Origin of the sequence: Clavibacter quasicaliforniensis (assembly GCF_051201715.1) — a bacterium.
Classification (GTDB): Bacteria; Actinomycetota; Actinomycetes; order Actinomycetales; family Microbacteriaceae; genus Clavibacter; species Clavibacter seminis.
Genome location: NZ_CP139624.1, coordinates 2,060,083 through 2,081,398 on the forward strand (window position 1 = coordinate 2,060,083; position 21,316 = coordinate 2,081,398).

The 21,316-nt window shown below is 72.6% G+C and carries 16 protein-coding genes; 6 read left to right on the plus strand and 10 right to left on the minus strand.

Features of this window, described 5'->3' with window-relative positions:
- The first annotated feature begins 70 nt into the window (after window positions 1-70).
- Together NL142_RS09850 and pknB are read left to right on the plus strand one after the other, a co-directional pair.
- Window positions 71-1,354: a LysM peptidoglycan-binding domain-containing protein gene (locus tag NL142_RS09850; RefSeq protein WP_435079135.1), complete on the plus strand. Its 1,284-nt coding sequence runs from the start codon at window positions 71-73 to the stop codon at window positions 1,352-1,354.
- Between the two features lie 82 nt (window positions 1,355-1,436).
- Window positions 1,437-3,386, plus strand: coding sequence for a Stk1 family PASTA domain-containing Ser/Thr kinase (pknB, locus tag NL142_RS09855; RefSeq protein WP_435079137.1), 1,950 nt, complete (start codon window positions 1,437-1,439; stop codon window positions 3,384-3,386).
- 79 nt (window positions 3,387-3,465) lie between these two features.
- Here pknB and NL142_RS09860 read toward each other — a convergent pair whose 3' ends face one another.
- From NL142_RS09860 to NL142_RS09870, 3 genes are all read right to left on the minus strand, one after another.
- The gene (locus NL142_RS09860; RefSeq protein WP_194682376.1) at window positions 3,466-4,836 is read right to left on the minus strand and encodes a class II 3-deoxy-7-phosphoheptulonate synthase; all 1,371 of its coding nucleotides are present in this window, start codon (window positions 4,834-4,836) and stop codon (window positions 3,466-3,468) included.
- Window positions 4,837-4,895: 59 nt separating this feature from the next.
- Window positions 4,896-5,585 (minus strand): lysophospholipid acyltransferase family protein, encoded by a 690-nt coding sequence (locus NL142_RS09865; protein WP_012038562.1) that lies wholly within the window; start codon window positions 5,583-5,585, stop codon window positions 4,896-4,898.
- A 78-nt stretch (window positions 5,586-5,663) separates the two neighbouring features.
- The gene (locus NL142_RS09870) at window positions 5,664-6,629 is read right to left on the minus strand and encodes an ROK family glucokinase (protein ID WP_043586454.1); all 966 of its coding nucleotides are present in this window, start codon (window positions 6,627-6,629) and stop codon (window positions 5,664-5,666) included.
- 133 nt (window positions 6,630-6,762) lie between these two features.
- Here NL142_RS09870 and NL142_RS09875 point away from each other — a divergent pair, with 133 nt between their 5' ends.
- The gene (locus NL142_RS09875) at window positions 6,763-8,589 is read left to right on the plus strand and encodes an AMP-dependent synthetase/ligase (protein WP_435079140.1); all 1,827 of its coding nucleotides are present in this window, start codon (window positions 6,763-6,765) and stop codon (window positions 8,587-8,589) included.
- Window positions 8,590-8,624: 35 nt separating this feature from the next.
- Here NL142_RS09875 and NL142_RS09880 read toward each other — a convergent pair whose 3' ends face one another.
- From NL142_RS09880 to NL142_RS09890, 3 genes are read right to left on the minus strand one after another with little or no spacing between them, the layout of a single operon-like run.
- Entirely contained in the window at window positions 8,625-9,116 is a 492-nt protein-coding gene (locus tag NL142_RS09880) for a peptide deformylase (RefSeq protein WP_104234875.1), read from the minus strand.
- A 31-nt stretch (window positions 9,117-9,147) separates the two neighbouring features.
- Window positions 9,148-10,620 (minus strand): mycothione reductase, encoded by a 1,473-nt coding sequence (locus tag NL142_RS09885; protein ID WP_435079143.1) that lies wholly within the window; start codon window positions 10,618-10,620, stop codon window positions 9,148-9,150.
- Window positions 10,621-10,635: 15 nt separating this feature from the next.
- A complete protein-coding gene (locus NL142_RS09890; RefSeq protein WP_435079145.1) occupies window positions 10,636-14,037 on the minus strand; it encodes a pyruvate carboxylase in 3,402 nt (1,133 codons plus the stop codon).
- Window positions 14,038-14,116: 79 nt separating this feature from the next.
- Here NL142_RS09890 and NL142_RS09895 point away from each other — a divergent pair, with 79 nt between their 5' ends.
- Window positions 14,117-14,929: a ParA family protein gene (locus tag NL142_RS09895; RefSeq protein WP_012038568.1), complete on the plus strand. Its 813-nt coding sequence runs from the start codon at window positions 14,117-14,119 to the stop codon at window positions 14,927-14,929.
- 193 nt (window positions 14,930-15,122) lie between these two features.
- Here the strand turns inward: NL142_RS09895 and NL142_RS09900 are convergent, their stop codons facing one another.
- The 4 genes from NL142_RS09900 to NL142_RS09915 form a co-directional block, all read right to left on the minus strand.
- A complete protein-coding gene (locus NL142_RS09900; protein WP_012038569.1) occupies window positions 15,123-15,665 on the minus strand; it encodes a MerR family transcriptional regulator in 543 nt (180 codons plus the stop codon).
- 357 nt (window positions 15,666-16,022) lie between these two features.
- Window positions 16,023-16,724 (minus strand): transcriptional regulator FtsR, encoded by a 702-nt coding sequence (ftsR, locus tag NL142_RS09905; protein ID WP_194682371.1) that lies wholly within the window; start codon window positions 16,722-16,724, stop codon window positions 16,023-16,025.
- Window positions 16,724-17,206, minus strand: coding sequence for an FHA domain-containing protein (locus tag NL142_RS09910; protein ID WP_012038571.1), 483 nt, complete (start codon window positions 17,204-17,206; stop codon window positions 16,724-16,726). The genes ftsR and NL142_RS09910 overlap by 1 nt, the downstream gene beginning before the upstream one ends.
- An 88-nt stretch (window positions 17,207-17,294) precedes the next feature.
- On the minus strand, window positions 17,295-18,680 hold the full coding sequence (locus NL142_RS09915) for a cation:dicarboxylate symporter family transporter (protein ID WP_435079148.1): 1,386 nt from the start codon (window positions 18,678-18,680) through the stop codon (window positions 17,295-17,297).
- A gap of 141 nt (window positions 18,681-18,821) precedes the next feature.
- Here NL142_RS09915 and NL142_RS09920 point away from each other — a divergent pair, with 141 nt between their 5' ends.
- Together NL142_RS09920 and NL142_RS09925 are read left to right on the plus strand one after the other, a co-directional pair.
- A complete protein-coding gene (locus NL142_RS09920) occupies window positions 18,822-20,576 on the plus strand; it encodes a sensor histidine kinase (protein WP_435079150.1) in 1,755 nt (584 codons plus the stop codon).
- On the plus strand, window positions 20,573-21,277 hold the full coding sequence (locus NL142_RS09925) for a response regulator (protein ID WP_435079152.1): 705 nt from the start codon (window positions 20,573-20,575) through the stop codon (window positions 21,275-21,277). The genes NL142_RS09920 and NL142_RS09925 overlap by 4 nt, the downstream gene beginning before the upstream one ends.
- Window positions 21,278-21,316: the final 39 nt, after the last annotated feature.

The following is a 21,316-nucleotide window of genomic DNA, read 5'->3' on the forward strand; positions in this document are numbered from 1 at the left end:
TTCTCTCGCTGCGTGTTAACGTGGAACACCTGCATCAGGGAATCGAGCACGACGGCCGGAGTAGACCAGCATGCCCATGACCGAACCCACCTCTCCTCGCGACCCCAGCCGGTCCTCGGACACCGCCACGGGACGCTCGGCGAACCGCCGCTCCAAGGCGCTGCTCGCGACCATGCCCATCGTGCTCGTCGGCTCCCTCGCGGTGAGCCTCGGAATGGCGACGCCCGCCGAGGCCGCCCCCGTCAAGCGCATGCCGAAGGCCAAGTCCGGTGCGACGCAGACCAAGCTCCCCCGCGTCGCGGCTCCGATGGCAGCTCCGGCGGCGGCGCCCATGGTCGCGGCGCCTGCCACCTACGTGGTCGAACAGGGCGACACCGTCTCCACCATCGCCGGGCGCTTCGGCCTCTCCACCGCTTCGGTGCTCGCGCAGAACGGCCTCGGCTGGAAGACGACAATCTTCCCCGGCCAGACGCTCACGCTCGGCGGCTCCGGCTCCGGCACCGGCGCCTCGACGGCGGCTCCCGCCGCGGCCTCGAGCGGAGCCGGCGCGAGCTACACGGTGGTCGCGGGCGACACCGTGACCGGCATCGCCGGGAAGCACGGCGTCTCGACGTCGTCGGTCCTCCAGGCGAACGGCCTGCAGGCGACGAGCACCATCTTCCCCGGCAACCGCCTCTCCATCCCGGGAGCGGGATCCACCGCGACGTCGGCGCCCTCCGCTCCCGCCAGCGCGTCGCCCGCCGCGAAGCAGGGCCTCTCCGGCACGTACACGATCGCGACCGGCGACACCCTGCACAGCATCGCGACGAAGTCCGGCGTCACGGTGCAGGACCTCCTCAACGCCAACGGGCTCAACTGGTCGAGCATCATCTACGCGGGCAGCAAGCTCACCATCCCTCACGCGTCGACGGCCGTGGTGCAGGTCGCGTCGCTCGACGGGACCACGATCATGACCGACGAGATGCGCCGCAACGCGCGGGTCATCGTCGAGGTCGGGCGCTCCGCCGGCGTGAGCGACTACGGGCTCGTCATCGCGCTCGCGACCGCGGCGCAGGAGTCGACGCTCCGCAACCTCGACTGGGGCGACCGCGATTCCATCGGGCTGTTCCAGCAGCGCCCGAGCCAGGGCTGGGGCGCGCCCGAGCAGCTGCACAACCCCTACTTCGCCGCGCAGGCGTTCTTCGGCGGTCCCGTGAACCCGAATCCGGGCGCCACCAGGGGACTCCTCGACATCGCCGGGTGGACGTCGATGACCGTCACGCAGGCCGCGCAGGCCGTGCAGTACTCGGCCTACCCCGACGCGTACGCGAAGTGGGAGGCGTCGGCCTGGGCCTGGCTCGACGAGATCGGCTGACGCCGATCCCCAGGCGCACCCGGCAGGCGGCGCACCGGTGTGCCGGGGAGGCCCCGGCACCCGCGATCCCTAGAATCGACCAGTGACCTCCAGCCCGACCGACCCCATGATCGGCCGTCTCCTCGACGGTCGATACCAGGTCAGGTCCCGCATCGCGCGCGGCGGCATGGCGACGGTCTACGTCGCGACCGACCTGCGGCTCGAGCGCCGCGTCGCCGTGAAGGTGATGCACGGGCACCTCGCCGACGACAGCGCGTTCCGCGACCGCTTCATCCAAGAGGCGCGCTCGGCGGCACGGCTGGCGCATCCCAACGTCGTGAACGTCTTCGACCAGGGCCAGGACTCCGACATGGCGTACCTCGTCATGGAGTACCTCCCCGGCATGACGCTGCGCGAGCTGCTGCAGGAGTACGAGCGGCTGACGCCCGAGCAGACGCTCGACATCCTCGAGGCCGTGCTCTCGGGTCTCGCCGCCGCGCACAAGGCCGGCATCGTCCACCGCGACCTCAAGCCCGAGAACGTGCTGCTCGCGGACGACGGGCGCATCAAGATCGGCGACTTCGGGCTCGCGCGCGCCGTCAGCGCGAACACCGCCACCGGGCAGGCGCTCCTCGGCACCATCGCGTACCTCTCCCCCGAGCTCGTCACCCGGGGCATCGCCGACACCCGCAGCGACATCTACGCGGTGGGCATCATGATGTACGAGATGCTCGCCGGCGAGCAGCCGTTCAAGGGCGAGCAGCCCATGCAGATCGCGTACCAGCACGCGAACGACCAGGTGCCGACGCCCAGCACGGCGAACGCGTCCGTCCCGGTCGAGCTCGACGAGCTCGTGCTGTGGGCGACCGCACGGGATCCCGAACAGCGCCCGCGCGACGCCCGGGCGCTCCTCGACGAGCTCTACGCCGTCCAGAACCGGCTCGACGCGCGGTCGGGGGACCCGGCTCCGCTCCAGCGCACCGTCGTCTTCCCGAGCGCCCCGGCGCTCCCGTCCGTCACGACGGGCGAGACGCAGGTCGTGGGCGGTCCGCCCGTCATGACACGCCAGGAGACCGAGCGCACCGAACCGGAGTCCGTCGTCGCCCTGGCCGCGGCCGGTTCGCGCCGCCGTTCGCGCGGCTGGATGCTCGCGCTCCTCGTCGTGATGCTCGCCGCCCTCGCCGGTGGCACGGGCTGGTACTACGGCCAGGGCCCGGGCGCGCGCGTGCCGGTGCCGTCCGTCGCGGCGATGGCCGTCGACGACGCGGCCGGCACGCTCCAGGGTCAGGGCTTCGTCGTGGCGCGCGCCGAGGAGCCGAGCGTGGACGTCGAGGTGGGGCACGTGACGCGCAGCGTCCCGGCATCCGGGACGCCCGTCGACCAGGGATCCACCGTCACGCTGTACGCGTCCACCGGACCGCGGCTCCTCGACGTGCCTGACGTGGTCGGGGCCGCTGAGGCGGACGCCCGCACGCGCCTCGAGGGCGTGCCCTTCGTCGTGCAGGAGGCGACCGTCCGGCAGTACGGCGACGCCGCCGAGGGCACGGTCGTGCAGGTGCTGGACTCGTCGGGAGCGCCCATCGGCGCCCAGTACCCGGAGCAGCAGCCCGTGACCCTGGTGGTCGCCGCCGGCAAGATCCCGCAGGTGAACGGTCGATCCGTCGACCAGGCCAAGGCGACCCTCGCCCAGGCGGGCCTCGTCGGCGAGCCGGGGAAGCAGAGCTTCAGCGACGACGTCGACGCGGGCGAGGTCATCTCGGTCTACCAGCTCGACCAGAACCCTGTGCGCTCCGGACTCGGCGACGCTACCGGCAGCAAGGTGGGGCTCGAGATCTCGAAGGGGCCGGACCTCGTCGCGGTGCCGAAGGTCGTCGACCTCACGCGCGACGAGGCCAAGGCGGCGCTCGACGCGGCCGGGTTCAAGTACGCGTACTCCGCGTTCTGGGATGCGCTGCCCAACAGCATCACCCGCGTGGCGTCCGCCAGCCCGGAGGCCGGGGCCATGGTCCGGCGCGGGTCCACCGTGAACCTCGGCATCACCGCGTCCGGCTGATCCGACGCGAACCACCCAGTCCCGGCATGATGATGCCCCGCCGCCCAGAGGGCCGCGGGGCATCGCCGTGCGGTCGGGCTCAGCTGCGCGCGGCGGCCAGCTCCTCGGCGACGAGGAAGGCGAGCTCGAGGCTCTGCATGTGGTTGAGCCGCGGGTCGCACAGCGACTCGTAGCGGGTGGCCAGCGTCGCCTCGTCGATGTGCTCGGATCCGCCCAGGCACTCGGTGACGTCGTCGCCGGTGAGCTCGATGTGGATCCCGCCGGGATGCGTGCCCGCCGCCCGGTGCGCCTGGAAGAAGCCCTGCACCTCGTCGACGACGTCGTCGAAGCGCCGCGTCTTGTAGCCGGTGGGGGTCGTGAGGCCGTTGCCGTGCATGGGGTCGGTGACCCAGAGGGGGTTCGCGTCCGACGCCTTGACCGCCTCGAGCAGGGGCGGCAGCGCGTCGCGGATGCGTCCGGCGCCCATGCGCGTGATGAAGGTGAGGCGACCGGGCTCCCGCTCCGGGTCGAGCTTCTCGATGAGCTCGTGCACAGTCTCCGGAGTGGTCGACGGCCCGAGCTTGACGCCGAGCGGGTTGCGCACGCGCGACAGGAAGTCGACATGCGCCCCGTCGAGGTCGCGCGTGCGCTCCCCGATCCAGATGAAGTGCGCCGACGTGTTGTACGGCGTGCCGGTGCGCGAGTCGATGCGCGTCATGGGCCGCTCGTAGTCCATGAGGAGGCCCTCGTGGCCGGTGTAGAACTCGACGCGCTTGAGGTCGTCGAAGTCGGCGCCCGCGGCCTCCATGAACTTGATGGCGCGGTCGATGTCGCGCGCGAGCTGCTCGTAGCGCTGGTTCGCCGGGTTGGCGGCGAAGCCCTTGTTCCAGCTGTGCACCTCGCGGAGGTCAGCGAAGCCGCCCTGCGTGAAGGCGCGGATGAGGTTCAGGGTCGAGGCGGCCGTGTGGTACCCCTTCACGAGGCGCGCGGGATCCGCCGCGCGCGACTCGGGCGTGAAGTCGTAGCCGTTGACGATGTCGCCGCGGTACGCGGGCAGCGTCAGGTCGCCGCGCGTCTCGGAGTCGCTCGAGCGGGGCTTCGCGAACTGACCCGCCATGCGGCCCATCTTCACGACGGGCATGGCCGCACCGTACGTGAGGACCACGGCCATCTGCAGGACGGTCTTCACGCGGTTGCGGATGGCGTCGGCGGTGGCGCCCGCGAAGGTCTCGGCGCAGTCGCCGCCCTGGAGGAGGAACGCGCGGCCGTCCGCGGCGGCGGCGAGGCGCGAGCGCAGGAGGTCGACCTCACCGGCGAAGACCAGGGGCGGCAGCAGGGCGATCTCGGCGGACGCGGCATGCACGGCCGCGGCATCCGGCCACTGCGGCTGCTGCTTGACCTCGAGGGTGCGCCAGTGGTCGAGGCCCGCGAGGACGTCGGGATGGGCGGGGACGAGGTGCTCAGAGGCCACGGTGGGATCCCGGTTCGTGTCGTGCGCGTGGTGCGCGGTGGAGGCTGTGCGGGAGACGGTCAGCGGGCCGCGCTCGCGCGCTTCTCCTTGACCGAGGTCGCATAGACGTCGACGTACTCCTGGCCGCTCAGCCTCGAGAGCTCGTACATGATCTCGTCGGTGATGGAGCGGAGGATGAAGCGGTCTCCCTCGAGGCCGGCGAACCTACTGAAATCTAGCGGCTCGCCGATGACCACACCAATCCGGCGGACCTTCGGGATGCGGGTGCCGATGGGCATGACCTTCTCGGTGTCGATCATCGCGATCGGGACGACCGGGACGTCGCCCTCCAGGATCATGCGGGCGACTCCCGTTCGGCCGCGGTACATGCGACCGTCGGGGCTGCGCGTGCCCTCGGGGTAGATGCCGAGCATGCGGCCCTCGGCGAGCACGCGGAGGCCCGTGTTGAGGGACGCCTCGGACGCCTTGCCGCCGGAGCGGTCGATGGGGAGCATGCCCGTGGCCGTGAAGAACATCTTGGTGGCCCAGCCCTTGAGGCCGGTTCCCGTGAAGTAGTCGCTCTTCGCGAGGAAGACGAGGTTGCGGTCCACCAGGAGCGGCAGGAAGACCGAGTCGATGAACGAGAGGTGGTTGCTCGCGAGGATCACGCCGCCCTTGGCGGGGATGTTCTCGATCCCGGTGACCCAGGGCCGGAACGTGCTCCGGAGGAGGGGTCCGGCGACCAGGTTCTTCATGAACCAGTAGAACATCGTCGGTCACCTTCCGGGTGGGGTCGCCTCCAGCATAGGCGGCCGGGCAGGCGCGACGCCGCAGCCCGGCGACCGGGCTCAGGCCCCGTGGTGCAGCGCGGCCGCGTGGCGACGGGCGAGGTCCGCCGCGCCGACGACGCCGGCGTCGTTGACGAGCTCGGCGATGCGGAACTCCGGCTCCGGGTGGTAGCCGCGTGCCGGGAGATGCGCGAGGTACGCCTCGCGGATGGGGTCGAGCAGCAGGTCGCCCGCTTGCGCGACGCCGCCGCCGATTACGAACATCTGGGGATCGAGGATCGCGCCGATGCTCGCGGCCGCCTCGCCGAGCCAGCCGCCGAGCCGGCGGAGGGCGAGGAGGGCGCCGGGGTCGCCGGCCTGGATGAGGTCGCTGACGTCGTGGCCGGTGAGCGTGCCCACCTCGCGGCGGCGGGCGGCGAGGCCCTCGCCGTGCGTGCCGCCGAGGTCGGCCAGCTCGTCGGCGGTGCGCAGGAGCGCGCGGCCGGATCCGTACTGCTCGATGCAGCCGCGGGCGCCGCAGCCGCAGGGCAGACCGTCGGGGACGACGCGCATGTGGCCGAGCTCCGCGCCCGCGCCGAAGCCGCCGCGGAACAGCCGGTCGTCGGCGACGATGGCGCCGCCCACGCCAGTGCCGATCGTGAGGGTCACCATGTCGCTGACGAGACGGCCCGCGCCGTAGCGGAACTCGGCCCACCCGGCGGCGTTCGCGTCGTTCTCGATGACGATGGGGAGGTCGATGCGGCCTCGCAGCTTCTCGCGCACCGGCTCGTTGCGCCAGTTGATGTTCGGGGCGTAGTAGACGGTGGACTGCGCGGCGTCGATGAAGCCGGCCGCCGCGACGCCGACCGCGACGACGTCGGGGTGCAGGGCGCGGAGCCGCTCGACCATGCCGACGACGGCCTCCACGATCGCGTCCGGGCTGCTCGCCTCGGTGGGCGTGCGCTCCTCCGCCGCGATGACGCCGAGCTCGTCTACCACCGCTCCCGCGATCTTGGTCCCGCCGATGTCGATCCCTATTGCATGCACTCCGCGGGCCCTTCCTCATCGTCTCGCCCGTCGATCCTACTGACGTGCCGGACGCCCCCGACCGGGGACGAGCGCCCGGGAGTCCCCCGCCGATAGGCTGACCACATCCATTTCCGGTACCGAGGGAGTTGCCGTGGAACAGCACACCATGCCCGCCGTCGTCGAGGCGAGACCCGACGACAACATCACCGACGTCCTGGTGCATCGCGTGAGGACGAGCCCCGACGCTCCGCTGTTCGCGCTGCCGGACGGGACCGGGGGCTGGAGCGACGTGTCGGCTGCCGAGTTCCACCGCCAGGTCGTCGCCCTCGCCAAGGGCCTCGTGGTGGCGGGGATCGAGCCGGGCGAGCGCATCGGCATGATGTGCCGGACCCGCTACGAGTGGACGCTCGTCGACTTCGCGGTGTTCTTCGCGGGCGCCGTCCTCGTGCCCGTCTACGAGACCTCCTCCCCCGGCCAGGTGCACTGGAACATGCAGGACTCGGGCGCGGTCGCGATGATCCTCGAGACGGCCGAGCACTTCTCGCGCTTCGACGAGGTGCACCCGGAGCTGCCGGCGGTGCGTCGCGTCTGGCAGATCGATCTCGCCGACCTGGACAAGCTCGCCGAGCAGGGCGTCGACGTGCCGGACGCCGAGATCGAGCGTCGCCGGAACATCGCCGTCGGCTCGGACATGGCGACCCTCATCTACACGTCGGGCACCACGGGCAGGCCCAAGGGCTGCATCCTCACGCACGCGAACTTCGTCGAGCTCTCGCGGAACGCCGAGGTGGCGATGGAGGAGGTCGTGCAGGTCGGCGCGTCGACGCTCCTGTTCATCACGACGGCGCATGTCTTCGCGCGCTTCATCTCGATCCTCAACGTGCAGGCCGGCGTGAAGACCGGGCACCAGGCCGACACCACGCAGCTGCTGCCCGCGCTCGCGTCGTTCAAGCCGACGTTCCTGCTCGCGGTGCCGCGCGTGTTCGAGAAGGTCTACAACTCCTCGGAGCAGAAGGCCGAGGGCGCCGGCCGCGGGAAGGTCTTCCGCAAGGCCGCCGAGGTCGCGTACGCGCACTCGGTCGCCGTCGACGCCGGATCGGTGCCGCTGGCGCTGAAGCTCCAGTACAAGCTCTTCGACGCGCTCGTGTACTCCAAGATCCGGCAGGCGATGGGCGGGCGCGTGCGCTTCGCCGTCAGCGGATCCGCGCCCCTGGGCCTCCGGCTCGGGCACTTCTACCGGTCGCTCGGCCTCACGATCCTCGAGGGCTACGGCCTCACCGAGACGACCGCGCCGGTGAGCGTCAACCTCGTGAAGGGCTTCCGCATCGGCACGGTCGGCCCCGCGCTGCCGGGCGTCTCCACGCGGATCACCGACGAGGGCGAGATCGAGGTCAAGGGCGTCAACGTCTTCGACGGGTACTGGCAGGACGAGGAGGCGACCGCGGCCGTCTTCGACGACGGCTGGTTCCGCACGGGTGACCTCGGGAGCTACGACGCGGACGGCTACCTCACGATCACGGGCCGCAAGAAGGAGATCATCGTCACGGCCGGCGGCAAGAACGTCGCCCCGGCCGCGCTCGAGGACCCCATCCGCGCGAACCCGCTCGTCGGGCAGGTCGTGGTGGCGGGCGACCGGAGGCCGTTCATCTCGGCGCTCATCACGCTGGATCCCGAGATGCTCAAGGTCTGGCTGGCGAACAGCGACCAGGATGCCGCGATGACGCTCGAGCAGGCGTCGCAGAACCCGGCGGTGCTGGCCGAGGTGCAGCGGGCCGTCGACGCGGCGAACGCGACGGTGTCGCGCGCGGAGTCCATCCGGAAGTTCGTCGTGCTGCCCGTGGAGCTCACCGAGGCGGCCGGGCACCTGACGCCGAAGCTCAGCATCAAGCGCCAGGTGGTGCTGGACGCCTTCGCCGACGTGATCACGCGGATCTACGAGGCGGCGCCGACCACGGAGGGGCACTCGCTGGTCCACTGACCTGATCGACGGCCCGCGCACGCGCGGGCCGTCGATCAGAACCAGTCGGACTCGCGCACCTGCTTCATGGCCTCGCGGCGGCGCTGCTTGTCGAGCCGGTCGAGGTACACCAGGCCGTCGAGGTGGTCGACCTCGTGCTGGAAGGCCTGAGCGAGCACGCCCGTGCCCTCGATGCGGACCGGCTTCCCGTCGAGGTCGATGCCGGTGATCACGGCCTCGGGGTGGCGCATGGTGGGGAACCAGAGGCCCGGCACCGAGAGGCATCCCTCGTCGACGAGGACCGCCTCGCCGCGCAGCTCCTCGATCACGGGGTTGAGGACGTAGCCGAAGGCCGGCCCCACGTTGTAGCTGAATGCGCGGAGGTTCACGCCGATCTGCGCGGCGGCCACCCCGGCGCGGCCGTCGGGCCGGACGCTGTCGAGGAGGTCCTCGACCAGGGCGCGCACGCCCTCGTCGATCTCGTGGATCTCCGAGGAGACGGTCTTCAGCACCGGATCGCCGAACAGGCGGATCTGTCGTTCAGTCATTCTCTGCTTCCGTGGGTCCTGCGGGCCGCGATCAGGGTCGATCGGCGCCCGCGGGCGCGAGGCCCGGTCCATTCTCCCGTGCCCAGTCGGCCACCGCGGACTCGGCGGCGAGCAGCGCGTTCTCGACGATCTCCGTCACGGCCGGGTGCGGCCAGTACTGCGCCCGGGCGAGGCCCGTCACGGGGTGGCCGAGGCTGGCGGCCATGAGGAGCGGCTGGATCAGCGCCGCCGAGTCCGAGCCGATGATGTGCGCGCCGAGGAGGGTGCCGCCGTCGCGCGGATCCATGACGAGCTTGCAGAACGACGTCGTGTCCTCGAGCGCCCAGCCCCACGCGGTGGACGAGTAGGGCTGCTCGATCGTGACGACGGGTCCGGCCTCGCGGGCCTCCGCCTCCGTGAGCCCGAAGGAGCCGATCTGCGGGCGCGAGAAGACCGCCTGCGGCACGGGCCCGGGCGCCCCGCCGATCAGGTCGTCCGGGTGCAGCAGGTTGTGCTGCACGACGCGCGCCTGGTGGTTGGCGACGTGCTTGAGCTGGTGGTCGGCGCTGATGTCGCCGAGCGCGAAGACGCCGGGCACCGGCTCGCCGCCTGCGAGCACGCGCTGCCGGTCGTCGACCACGATGCGGCCGTCGTCGTGCAGGTCGTAGCCCGCGTTCGCGACGGCGAGCGTGTCCGTGTTGGGGACGCGGCCGAGCGCGACGAGCACGGCCTCCGTCTCGACCAGGTGGCCGGAGGCGAGGCGCGAGCGGAGCACGTCGCCGTCGCGCTCGATCTCCTCGACCTCGCAGTCGGTGATGACGTCCCACTGCGTGCGCGCGAGCGTCGTGAAGCGCGTCGAGACGTCGGCGTCGAGGTTGCCGAGCAGGTGCGCGGAGCGGGCGACCTGCGTCACGTGCACGCCGAGGTGGCTGAAGACGTGCGCGAACTCGGCCGCGACGTAGCCGCCGCCCACGATGAGGAGCGAGGCGGGGAGCTGGGCGATGCGCATGATCGAGTCGGAGTCGTGGATGTCGGGGTCGGGCGCGTAGACCGCCTGCAGCGGACGGGGACGGGATCCCGCCGCGAGCACGATCCGGTCGGCGGTGATCCGCTGCCCGCTCGCCGACACGAGCACGCCCGGCGCCTCGAAGCCGACGCTCTCGCGCAGCAGGGTCACGTTCTCCATGCCGCTCTCGCGCCACTCGCGGCCGCCCTCGCTGATCGCGTCGATGCGGCCGAACACACGCGCGCTGATCGCGGGCCAGTCCACGGCGTCCACCGATGCGCGGATGCCGAGCGCGGCGCCGTCGCGCGTCTCCGCCGCGACGTCCGCCACGTGCACGAGCATCTTCGTGGGGATGCAGCCGGCGTTGAGGCACGTCCCGCCGAAGTGCTCGCCGTCGTCGACGAGCAGCACGCGCTGGTCGGCGAAGCGCTCGTCGGCGATGGAGTTGCCGGATCCGGCCCCCACGATCACCAGGTCGTAGCGGTCGTCCTGCTGCTGGTCCTGCGGGGTGTCGGTCATCTCGTGGCTCATCTCCTAGGGCTCGACGACGACGAGCAGGTCGCCCGCGTCGACCTGCTGCGTGGTCGGCACCGCGAGGCGCGCGACGCGTCCCGCGACGGGCGACGTGATCGCCGCCTCCATCTTCATCGCCTCGATGGACGCGACGGGCTGGCCGGCGGCGACGACCTGGCCCTCCTCCACCTTCAGCGTGACGACGCCGGAGAACGGCGCCGACACGTGGCCGGGCTTCGTCGGGTCGCCGCGCTCGGCGGCGACCGTGGTGACGGCGATGCCGCGGTCGCGCACGAACACGGGGCGGAGCTGGCCGTTCATGACGACCATGACGGTGCGCATCCCCGACTCGTCGGCGTCGCCCACGGCCTCCAGGGCGATGAGGACCTCGACGCCCCGGCTGATCCGCACGGCGTGCTCCTGCCCCGGGCGGAGGCCGTGCAGGTAGTCGTCCGTGTCGAGCACGGAGAGGTCGCCGAACAGCTCGCGGATGGTCTCGAACTGCTCCGTGGGCTGCGGGAACAGGAGGTGGTTGAGCGTGCGGCGCCGGGCGGCTCCCGGCGCCTCGAGGGCGGCGCGGTCCTCGGCGGACACGGGCGTGACGCCGATGCGCACGTCGCGTCCCTGGAGCACGCGGGTGCGGAAGGGCTCCGGCCAGCCGCCGGGCAGGTCGCCCAGCTCGCCTGCCATGAAGCCGACCACCGAGTCGGGGATGTCGTAGTCCTGGGGGTTCCGCTCGAAGTCGGCCGGGTCGGCCTTCGCGGCGGCCAGCTGGAGGGCGAGGTCGCCGACCACCTTGGACGACGGCGTGACCTTGGGGATGCGGCCGAGGATCCGGTCGGCCGCGGCGTACATGTCCTCGATGAGCTCGAAGTCGTCGGCGAGGCCGAGCGCGATCGCCTGCTGCCGGAGGTTCGAGAGCTGGCCGCCGGGGATCTCGTGCCGGTACACGCGCCCGGTCGGCCCGGCGAGCCCGGACTCGAACGGCCGGTAGAGGCGGCGGACCGCCTCCCAGTACGGCTCGAGGTCGCTGACCGCGTCGAGCGAGAGGCCCGTGTCGCGCTCGGTGTCGGCGAGGGCGGCGACGAGCGCGGACGCCGACGGCTGGCTCGTGGTGCCCGACATCGGCGCGCTCGCGACGTCGACCGCGTCGGCACCGGCGCGGCTCGCCGCCAGCAGGGTCGCGAGCTGGCCGCCCGCCGTGTCGTGCGTGTGGACGTGCACGGGCAGGTCGAACTCGCGGCGGAGCGCGGTGACGAGCTTCTCGGCGGCGGCGGGACGCAGGAGCCCGGCCATGTCCTTGATCGCGAGGACGTGCGCGCCCGCGGCCACGCTCCGCTCCGCCAAGCCGAGGTAGTAGTCGAGCGTATAGAGGTCCTCGGCGGGATCCAGCAGGTTGCCCGTGTAGCAGAGGGCGACCTCGGCCACCGTGGTGCCGGTGGCGAGCACGGAGTCGATCGCGGGGCGCATGCGCTCGACGTCGTTCAGCGCGTCGAAGATCCGGAACACGTCGACGCCCGTGGATGCCGCCTCCTGCACGAACGCGTCGGTGACCTCCGTCGGGTACGGCGTGTAGCCCACGGTGTTGGCGCCGCGCAGCAGCATCTGGATCGCGACGTTCGGCAGCGCCTCGCGCAGCGACGCGAGCCGCTCCCACGGGTCCTCGCCGAGGAACCGCAGCGCCACGTCGTAGGTGGCGCCGCCCCAGGCCTCGACGGACAGGAGCTCGGGCGTCGTGCGCGCGACGTACGGGGCGACCGCCACGAGGTCGCGGGTGCGCACGCGCGTCGCGAGCAGGGACTGGTGGGCGTCGCGGAAGGTCGTCTCCGTGACCGCGAGGGCGGTCTGCGCCCGGAGGGCCTCGGCGAAGCCGCGCGGCCCGAGCTCGAGGAGCCGCTGGCGGGATCCCGAGGGCGCGGGCTGCCGGAGGTCGACGTCGGGCAGCTTGTCGGCGGGACGCACGACCGCCGTCCGCGGCCCGTTCGGCTGGTTGACGGTGACGTCGGCGAGCCAGTTGAGGATCTTCGTGCCGCGGTCCTTCGACACGTTGCTGCGCACGAGGCCCGGCCGCTCGTCGATGAAGGACGTGCTGATGTCGCCCGCCTGGAAGTCGGGGTCGTCGAGCACGCCCTGGAGAAACGGGATGTTCGTGGAGACGCCGCGGATCCGGAATTCCGCGAGGGCGCGCTTGGCCCGCGTCACGGCCGCCGGGAAGTCGCGCCCGCGGCACGTGAGCTTCGCGAGCATCGAGTCGAAGTGCGGGCTGATCTGCGCGCCGGTCGCGACCGTGCCGCCGTCGATGCGGATCCCGCCGCCGCCCGGCGAGCGGTACGTCGTGATCTTGCCGGTGTCCGGGCGGAAGCCCTGCGCCGGGTCCTCGGTCGTGATGCGGCACTGGAGCGCCGCGCCGCGCAGCACGATCGCGTCCTGGCGGAGGCCGAGCTCGGCGAGGGTCTCCCCCGCCGCGATGCGCATCTGCGACTGCACGAGGTCGACGTCCGTCACCTCCTCCGTCACGGTGTGCTCGACCTGGATGCGCGGGTTCATCTCGATGAAGACGTGCTGCCCGGCGCGCGGCCCGTCGGTGTCGAGCAGGAACTCGACCGTGCCGGCGTTGACGTAGCCGATGCTCCGGGCGAACGCGATGGCGTGCGCGTGCATGGCGTCGCGGATCGCGGGATCCAGGTTCGGCGCGGGCGCGATCTCCACGACCTTCTGGTGCCGGCGCTGGACCGAGCAGTCGCGCTCGAAGAGGTGCACCGTCTCCCCCGCGGCGTCGGCGAGGATCTGCACCTCGATGTGCCGGGGCCGCAGGACGGCCTGCTCGAGGAACATGGTCGGGTCGCCGAAGGCGCTGTCCGCCTCGCGCATCGCCGCGCGGAGCGCGTCCTCCAGGTCCTCGGCGCGCTCGACGCGCCGCATGCCGCGGCCGCCGCCGCCCGCGACGGCCTTGGCGAAGATCGGGAAGCCGATGCCCGCCGCCTGCTCGAGCAGCAGCTCCACGTCGGTCGACGGCGGCGTCGACGCGAGGACCGGCACGCCGGCCGCGGTCGCGTGCTCCTTGGCCGTGACCTTGTTGCCCGCCATCTCGAGCACGCCTGCGTCGGGGCCGATGAAGACGATGCCGTTCGCCGCCGCGGCGCGCGCCAGGTCCGGGTTCTCCGACAGGAAGCCGTACCCCGGGTAGATCGCGTCCGCGCCCGACTCCTTCGCCACGCGGATGATCTCGTCGACGTCGAGGTACGCCCGGACGGGGTGCCCCTCCTCGCCGATCAGGTACGCCTCGTCCGCCTTGAGCCGGTGCAGCGAGTGCCGGTCCTCGTACGGGTAGACGGCGACCGTGCGGGCGCCCAGCTCGACGGCGGCGCGGAACGCGCGGATCGCGATCTCCCCGCGGTTGGCGACCAGGATCTTCTCGAACATGGCGGGGCCTCTCGTCGGATGGGGCTCGGGCACCCCCGCGTTTAGGTCTTCCCAGAGTATCGACGGTAGCCTCTCCCACGTGCATGTACTGAGCGTCAGCTCCCTCAAGGGGGGCGTGGGAAAGACCACAGTGACCCTGGGACTGGCGTCCGCCGCCTTCTCCCGCGGCTTGAGGACCCTCGTGGTCGACCTCGACCCGCAGGCCGACGTGTCCACGGGCATGGACATCCAGGTCGCCGGCCACCTCAACGTCGCCGACGTGCTGGCCTCCCCCAAGGAGAAGATCGTCCGCGCGGCCATCGCGCCCAGCGGCTGGACCAAGGGCCGCCCCGGCACCATCGACGTCATGATCGGCAGCCCGTCCGCCATCAACTTCGACGGGCCGCACCCCAGCATCCGCGACATCTGGAAGCTCGAGGAGGCGCTCGCCAACGTCGAGGCCGACTACGACCTCGTGCTCATCGACTGCGCGCCCTCCCTCAATGCCCTCACGCGCACGGCCTGGGCGGCCAGCGACCGTGTCACCGTCGTCACCGAGCCCGGCCTCTTCTCCGTCGCCGCCGCCGACCGCGCGCTGCGCGCCATCGAGGAGATCCGCCGCGGCCTCTCCCCGCGCCTGCAGCCCCTCGGCATCATCGTCAACCGCGCACGGGTGCAGTCGCTCGAGCACCAGTTCCGCATCAAGGAGCTCCGCGACATGTTCGGCCCGCTCGTGCTGAGCCCGCAGCTGCCAGAGCGCACCTCGCTCCAGCAGGCGCAGGGCGCCGCGAAGCCGCTGCACGTATGGCCGGGCGAGAGCGCCCAGGAGATGGCGCGCAACTTCGACCAGCTGCTGGAGCGCATCATGCGCACGGCGAAGATCGGCGACTACGCGGAGAACGCCGCGCGCTGATCCGCGCGCTCTCCGGACGCCGCTCCTCCTCGAGGGGCGGCGTCAGTCGTCTGTGGCGCGTGCGCCCGGGCCCCTGTCGGATGAGGGCGTGAGCACGTGCGGGTCAAGGCGACCGACGCCGCTGCGCCCCGCGCACGGCGGATGGGACCGCTGCCCGTGGAGGGCCGCGGGCGGGCGGAGCGGGCGCTCGGGTCTAGGACGCCTTGACGGCGCGGCGGGCCGCGAGCTCGTCGGTGGGATCCACGGTCTGCGTGTCGATCTCGACGAGGGAGTGCTCGACCTCGCGGAGGACCTTGCCGACGGCGATGCCGAAGACGCCCTGGCCGCGGCTCACGAGGTCGATGACCTCGTCGTTGCTGGTGCAGAGGTAGACGCTGGCGCCGTCGCTCATGAGCGTGGTCTGCGCGAGGTCGACGACGCCGGACTCGCGGAGCTGGTTCACGGCGGTGCGGATCTGCTGCAGGGAGATGCCGGTGTCGAGGAGGCGCTTCACGAGCTTGAGGACGAGGATGTCGCGGAAGCCGTAGAGGCGCTGCGTGCCGGAGCCGGAGGCCCCGCGGACGGTGGGCTCGACGAGGCCGGTGCGGGCCCAGTAGTCGAGCTGGCGGTACGTGATCCCCGCTGCTCGGGCAGCGACGGCACCGCGGTATCCGGCGCTCGCGTCCATCTCGGGGAGGCCGTCGGTGAAGAGCAGACCGAGGTCGTAGCGCCCGGAGTCCGGGGTGGAGTCGCTCATCGTTCTGCCTTCCACCCCTCAGCGCTCGCCCCGGTGGGGTTCTCGCGCTGCTCGGGTCGGTTCGTCGGGATCGTGTTCTCACGGTAGCGGGGCCCGCGGGCCCGATCAACGACATCCGGCGGAAGCGCCCGGCGTGTCGTCCCGGCCCTCCGCCGCGCCCCCGTGGGGGGCGCGCATCGACCGGTCCCGACGGGCCCCTCCGGCGTGCGGACGGCCCCGTGCGGACACGTCAGCCTACCGGCCGCGTCCGTCCGCGCGAGCCCGATCAGGACGTGAGGCGGCCGAGGGCGGACCTCGGCGCGAGCGCGACCTCAGGACGACGAGCGGCCGAGGGCGGACCTCGGCGCGAGCGCGACCTCAGGACGAGAGTCGGCCGAGGGCGGACCGGATGAGGCTCCCTCGCACGACCTCGAGCTGCGTGGCGATCTCGCGCGCGAGCTCCGCGGCATGCGCCCGGCTCGACGCGTCGCGGCGGCGGGAGACGGGCACCAGGGCCGACTCGATGAGGCTCAGCTCGCGCTCGGCTGCCTGACGGAAGCCGCGGAGGTGACGCGGCTCGATGCCGGTGCGCTGCAGCTCGACGAGAGCGCGCATCACCTGCACCGCCTCCTCGCCGTACACCTCCGCGGGCATGAGCACGCCGGCCGTGATGGCGTCGCCGAGGAGCGGGGCGGTGGCGCCGGACTCGCGCACGAGCTCCGCCCGGCTGTAGCGGCGCTCCTGGTCGAGCATGGATGCGGTCGGGACGGGGGCGCCGCCAGGGAGGGCGGGCGAGAGCCCGGCGTCGAGGTCGTGCAGGTAGGAGCGGATGACCTTGAGCGGGAGGTAGTGGTCGCGCTGCATCCCGAGGACGGTGCGCAGGCGCTCGACGTCGGCGGGGCTGAACTTGCGGTAGCCGGACTCCGTGCGGGACGGCTGCACGAGCCCCTGCTCCTCGAGGAAGCGGAGCTTGCTGTTGGTGAGGTCGGGGAACTCCGGCGTGAGGCGCGCCAGCACCTGCCCGATGCTGAGGAGACCGGGGGTGCGGGCTGGCGTCGACCGGGCGGCGGACGCCGGCACTACTCGTTCGTCCGGCCGACGAGGTCGGTGCGCGACGCGTAGAACGTGAGGCGGAACTTGCCGACCTGCACCTCCGCCCCGTCCTGGAGGAGCGCGGTGTCGATCCGCACGCCGTCGAAGTAGGTGCCGTTGAGCGAGCCGAGGTCCTTGACCTGGAACGACGTGCCCTGCCGGACGAACTCCGCATGGCGGCGCGACACGGTGACGTCGTCGAGGAAGATGTCGGCGTCGGGGTGGCGGCCGGCCACGGTCACGTCGGCGTCGAGGAGGAAGCGCGCGCCCTGGTTGGGGCCGCGGCGGACCACGAGGAGGGCGGATCCCGAGGGGAGCGCCGTGACGGCGTCCTTCTCCTCGGCCGAGACGGCGCCGTCGAGGCCCGCGAGGGCCGCTCCGAGCTCATCGCGGAAGGTGGCCGTGGTGTCCGTGCTCGTGTACTGCTCGGGCACGCGCGTGGCGCCGTGACCCTCTTCGCGTCCATCCATGGTCGTACCTCCTGTGACCTGACAGCGTAACGGATCGGACACGGCCGGGACCACGGTGGGCGGCACCCGGGCGTGGCCCCGGTCCGGGTCAGCGGGCGGTGCCGCGCGGCTCGTCGCCGAGCTCGCCCGCCCGCGTGACGTCGGCCTCGAGAGCCTCGGCCGGGGCCGTGAGCTCGTCCCCGTGCTCGGTGCCCATGGTCTTCTCGTCGAACGGGTCGCCGCCGCCGAGGACGAGGGCGACGCGGTCGGCGTCGATGCCGCGGGTCCAGGTGCCGATGAGGAGCGTGGCGACCGCGTTGCCGGTGAAGTTGGTGAGCGCGCGCGCCTCCGACATGAAGCGGTCGATGCCGACGATGAGGCCCACGCCGTCCACGAGGTCGGGGCGGTGCGACTGCAGGCCGCCCGCGAGGGTCGCGAGGCCGGCGCCCGTGACGCCCGCCGCGCCCTTCGACGCGATGATCATGAAGACGAGGAGCGACACCTGCTCGCCGAGGGCCAGCGGGCTGCCCAGCGCGCTGGCGATGAAGAGCGACGCCATCGTGAGGTAGATCGCCGTGCCGTCGAGGTTGAACGAGTAGCCGGTGGGGACCGTGATGCCGACGACGGGCTTGGAGACGCCGACGTGCTCCATCTTCGCGATGAGGCGCGGCAGCGCGACCTCGGAGGAGGACGTGGACACGATGAGGAGGTACTCGCGGCCGAGGTACTTCATGAGCTTGAAGATGCTGACGCGGGTGACGAACCAGAGGAGCGAGCCCAGGATCACGACGACGAACAGCGCGCACGTGATGTAGAAGCCGATCATGAGCGTCGCGAGGCTGATGACCGCCTGGAACCCGGTGGCGCCGACCACCGCCGCGATCGCGCCGAACGCGCCGAGCGGGGCAACCCACATCACCATGCTGAGGATGCGGAACACGAGGATCTGGATGTTGCGGATCCCCTCGAGCACGGGCTCGCCGCGCTTCCCGAGCTGCTGCAGGGCGAAGCCGACGAGGAGCGCCACGAACAGGGTCTGCAGGATGCTGCCGGAGGTGAGCGACGACAGCAGCGAGGTGGGGATGATCGAGAGGAGGAAGTCCGTCTCGCCCGCCGCCTCCGTCGAGCCCTCCGGCGCGCGCAGGCCGCTGAGGTCGAGGCCCTCGCCCGGGTGGATGAGGTTGCCGACCACGAGGCCGATCGCCAGCGCGAACGTCGACATGACGATGAAGTAGAGGAGCGCGAGCCCGCCGACCCGACCGACCGTGGCGGCCTTCGCGACCGAGCCGACGCCGAGCACGATGGTGCAGAAGATGATGGGCGCGATCATCATCTTGATGAGGGCGACGAACGCGTCGCCGATGGGCTTGAGGGCCACGCCCGTCTCGGGGGCGACGAGCCCGACCGTGATGCCGAGCAGCACCGCGACGATGACGGCGATGTAGAGGTAGTGCTGGCGGTCCAGGCGTCGGAGCGCGGCGATGGGGTTGGTCATGGGACGTCCTTGTCTCGTGAGCGGCGCCAGCGCACGGGTGCGAAAGGCGGTCGTCGACAGGATGGCCCACGCGCGGGGGCGCCCCGGCGTTGTGTTCATAATGTTCCTGCCGGGTGCCGGCCGCGGACGCGAGGGGGCAGCATGGCCGGACGCGCGTTCGCCGACCGGCTCCGCCACCCGCTCTCTGGCCTCCGAGTGGGCCTCCCCCGCGGGATCGCCGCACGCCTCCTGGTCGTGCAGCTCGCGGTCCTGCTCCTCGTCGCGGTCGTCGCCACCGCGGCGCTGTGGGCGGACTCCCGGCAGCGCGCCGAGCAGGCCGCCGCCGACCGGAGCCTGGCCGTCGCGACCACCGTGGCCGACTCGCCGCGCGTGGCGGAGGGGCTCGCGTCCGCGGATCCCACGGCGGCCCTCCTCGACTACTCGCTCGACGTGATGCGCGACACCGGGGTCGACTTCGTCACGATCATGGACCGCGACACCGTGCGCGTGACCCACCCGGACCCGGACGAGATCGGCCGCAGGTACCTCGGCACCACGGGCCCCGCGCTCGCCGGGCGGTCGATGACCGAGACCTTCACCGGGACGCTCGGGCCGAGCGTGCGCGCGGTCGTCCCCGTGCGCGACGCGGACGGCGGCATCGTCGGGCTGGTCGCGGCGGGCGTGACCGTCGACCGCGTCACCGAGGTGCTCGGCGCGCGCCTCCCCGGGCTCGTCGGCACGGTCGGGGCGCTCGCGCTGCTCCTCGCGGCGGGGGCCGTGCTCCTCAGCAGGTCCCTGGAACGGACGACGTGGGGGCTCGGGCCCGAGGAGATGGCGCGCATGCTCGCGTACTACGAGTCGGTGCAGCACTCGGTCGGCGAGGGCATCGTGCTCGTCGACCGCGACCGGCGGCTCGTGCTCCACAACGACCAGGCGGCCGAGCTGCTCGACCTCGAGCTGGATCCCGCCACCGGTCCCGTCGAGATCCGCGAGCTGGGGCTGCCTCCCGCGATCGAGCGGCTGCTCGTCGCGGGGACGACGGCCGACGAGGTCGTGCACCTGCCGAGCGGGCGCGTCCTCGTGGTCACGCAGCGGCCGGCGCTGCCCACCGGCCGCACCGGAAGCGCCGCGCGGCTGGGGACGGTGACGACCCTGCGGGACCGGACGGAGATCCAGCGCCTGTCGGGCGAGCTCGCGACCCTGCGCACTCTCTCGGACGCCATGCGCGCGCAGACGCACGAGTTCGCGAACCGGCTGCACACGATCGTGTCGCTCATCGAGCTGGAGCGGCCGCGCGAGGCGCTCGCGCTCGCGGCCGCGGAGCTCGAGACGGACCGGAGGGCGTCGGAGGGCGGGCTGGCGGCGGACGCGGATCCCGTCGTCCGGGCGCTCGTGCGCGGCAAGACCGCGCAGGCGGCCGAGCGCGGGGTGGCGCTCTCCGTCCGCGTGGCCGACGGCACGGGCGACCCGGGCGTGCCCGCGACCGAGCTCGTGACGATCGTGGGGAACCTCGTCGACAACGCGATCGACGCGGCGGCGGATCCGTCGGTCGCCACGGCGCGCGGGGACGACCGCGGCCGCGTCGAGCTCTCGCTGTCGCGCACAGATGCAGGCGAGCTCGTCGTCGAGGTGGCGGACGACGGGCCGGGCGTGGATCCCGCGGTGCGGCCGCGCGTGCTGGAGTTCGGCGTCACGACCAAGGCGGGCGACGCCGGGCCGCGCGGCGTGGGCCTCGCGCTCGTGGCCCGCTCGGCCGCACGGCTCGGCGGACGGGTCGAGGTGGGCGACGCGGACGTGCGGCTGGGCGGGGCGCGCGTTCGAGTCGTGCTGCCCGCGGATCCCGCCGACGCCCCCGGAGAGGACCCGGCCGGCGTGCCCGACGGCGCCGACGCCCGCGACGGCGGGGTGCGCGCGTGATCCGCGTGCTGGTCGTCGACGACGACGCGCTGACCGCCGAGGCCCACGCCCTCTACGTCGGCCGGCTCGACGGGTTCGAGGTGACGGGCGTCGCGCACACGGGCGGCGAGGCGCTGCGGCTCGTCGCGGAGGCCGGGCCCGACGGGATCGACCTCGTGCTGCTCGACATGACGCTGCCCGACATGCACGGCCTCGAGGTGTGCCGCCGGCTGCGGGCGGCCGGGCGCGCGACCGATGTCGTGGCCGTGACCGCCGTGCGCGACCAGGCCGTCGTGCGCAGCTCGGTGACCGCCGGCATCGTGCAGTACCTCATCAAGCCGTTCACGTTCGCGGCGTTCGCGGAGAAGATGGCGGCCTATGTCAGCTACCGCGAGGGGCTCGGGGCGGGCAGCGGGAGCACCACCCAGCTGCAGGTGGACCGGGCGCTCGCGGCGCTGCGCTCTCCCGCCTCCGACGCCCGCCTGCCAAAGGGCATGTCGGCGGAGACCCTCGACCTCGTGCGCGGGATCGCGCGGGGCGACGGCGCGGCGACGCGCGGCGCGGACGGCGTCTCGGCGGCGGAGGTCTCGGGCGCGCTCGACGTGTCGCGCGTGACGGCACGGCGCTACCTCGAGTACCTCGCCGACGTCGGCCAGGTGGAGCGGGTGCCGCGCTACGGCACCCCCGGCCGGCCCGAGCTCGGGTACCGCTGGACGAGCTGACGCACCGTACGGCACGCGGCGCCGTCGCGCGAGCCCGGC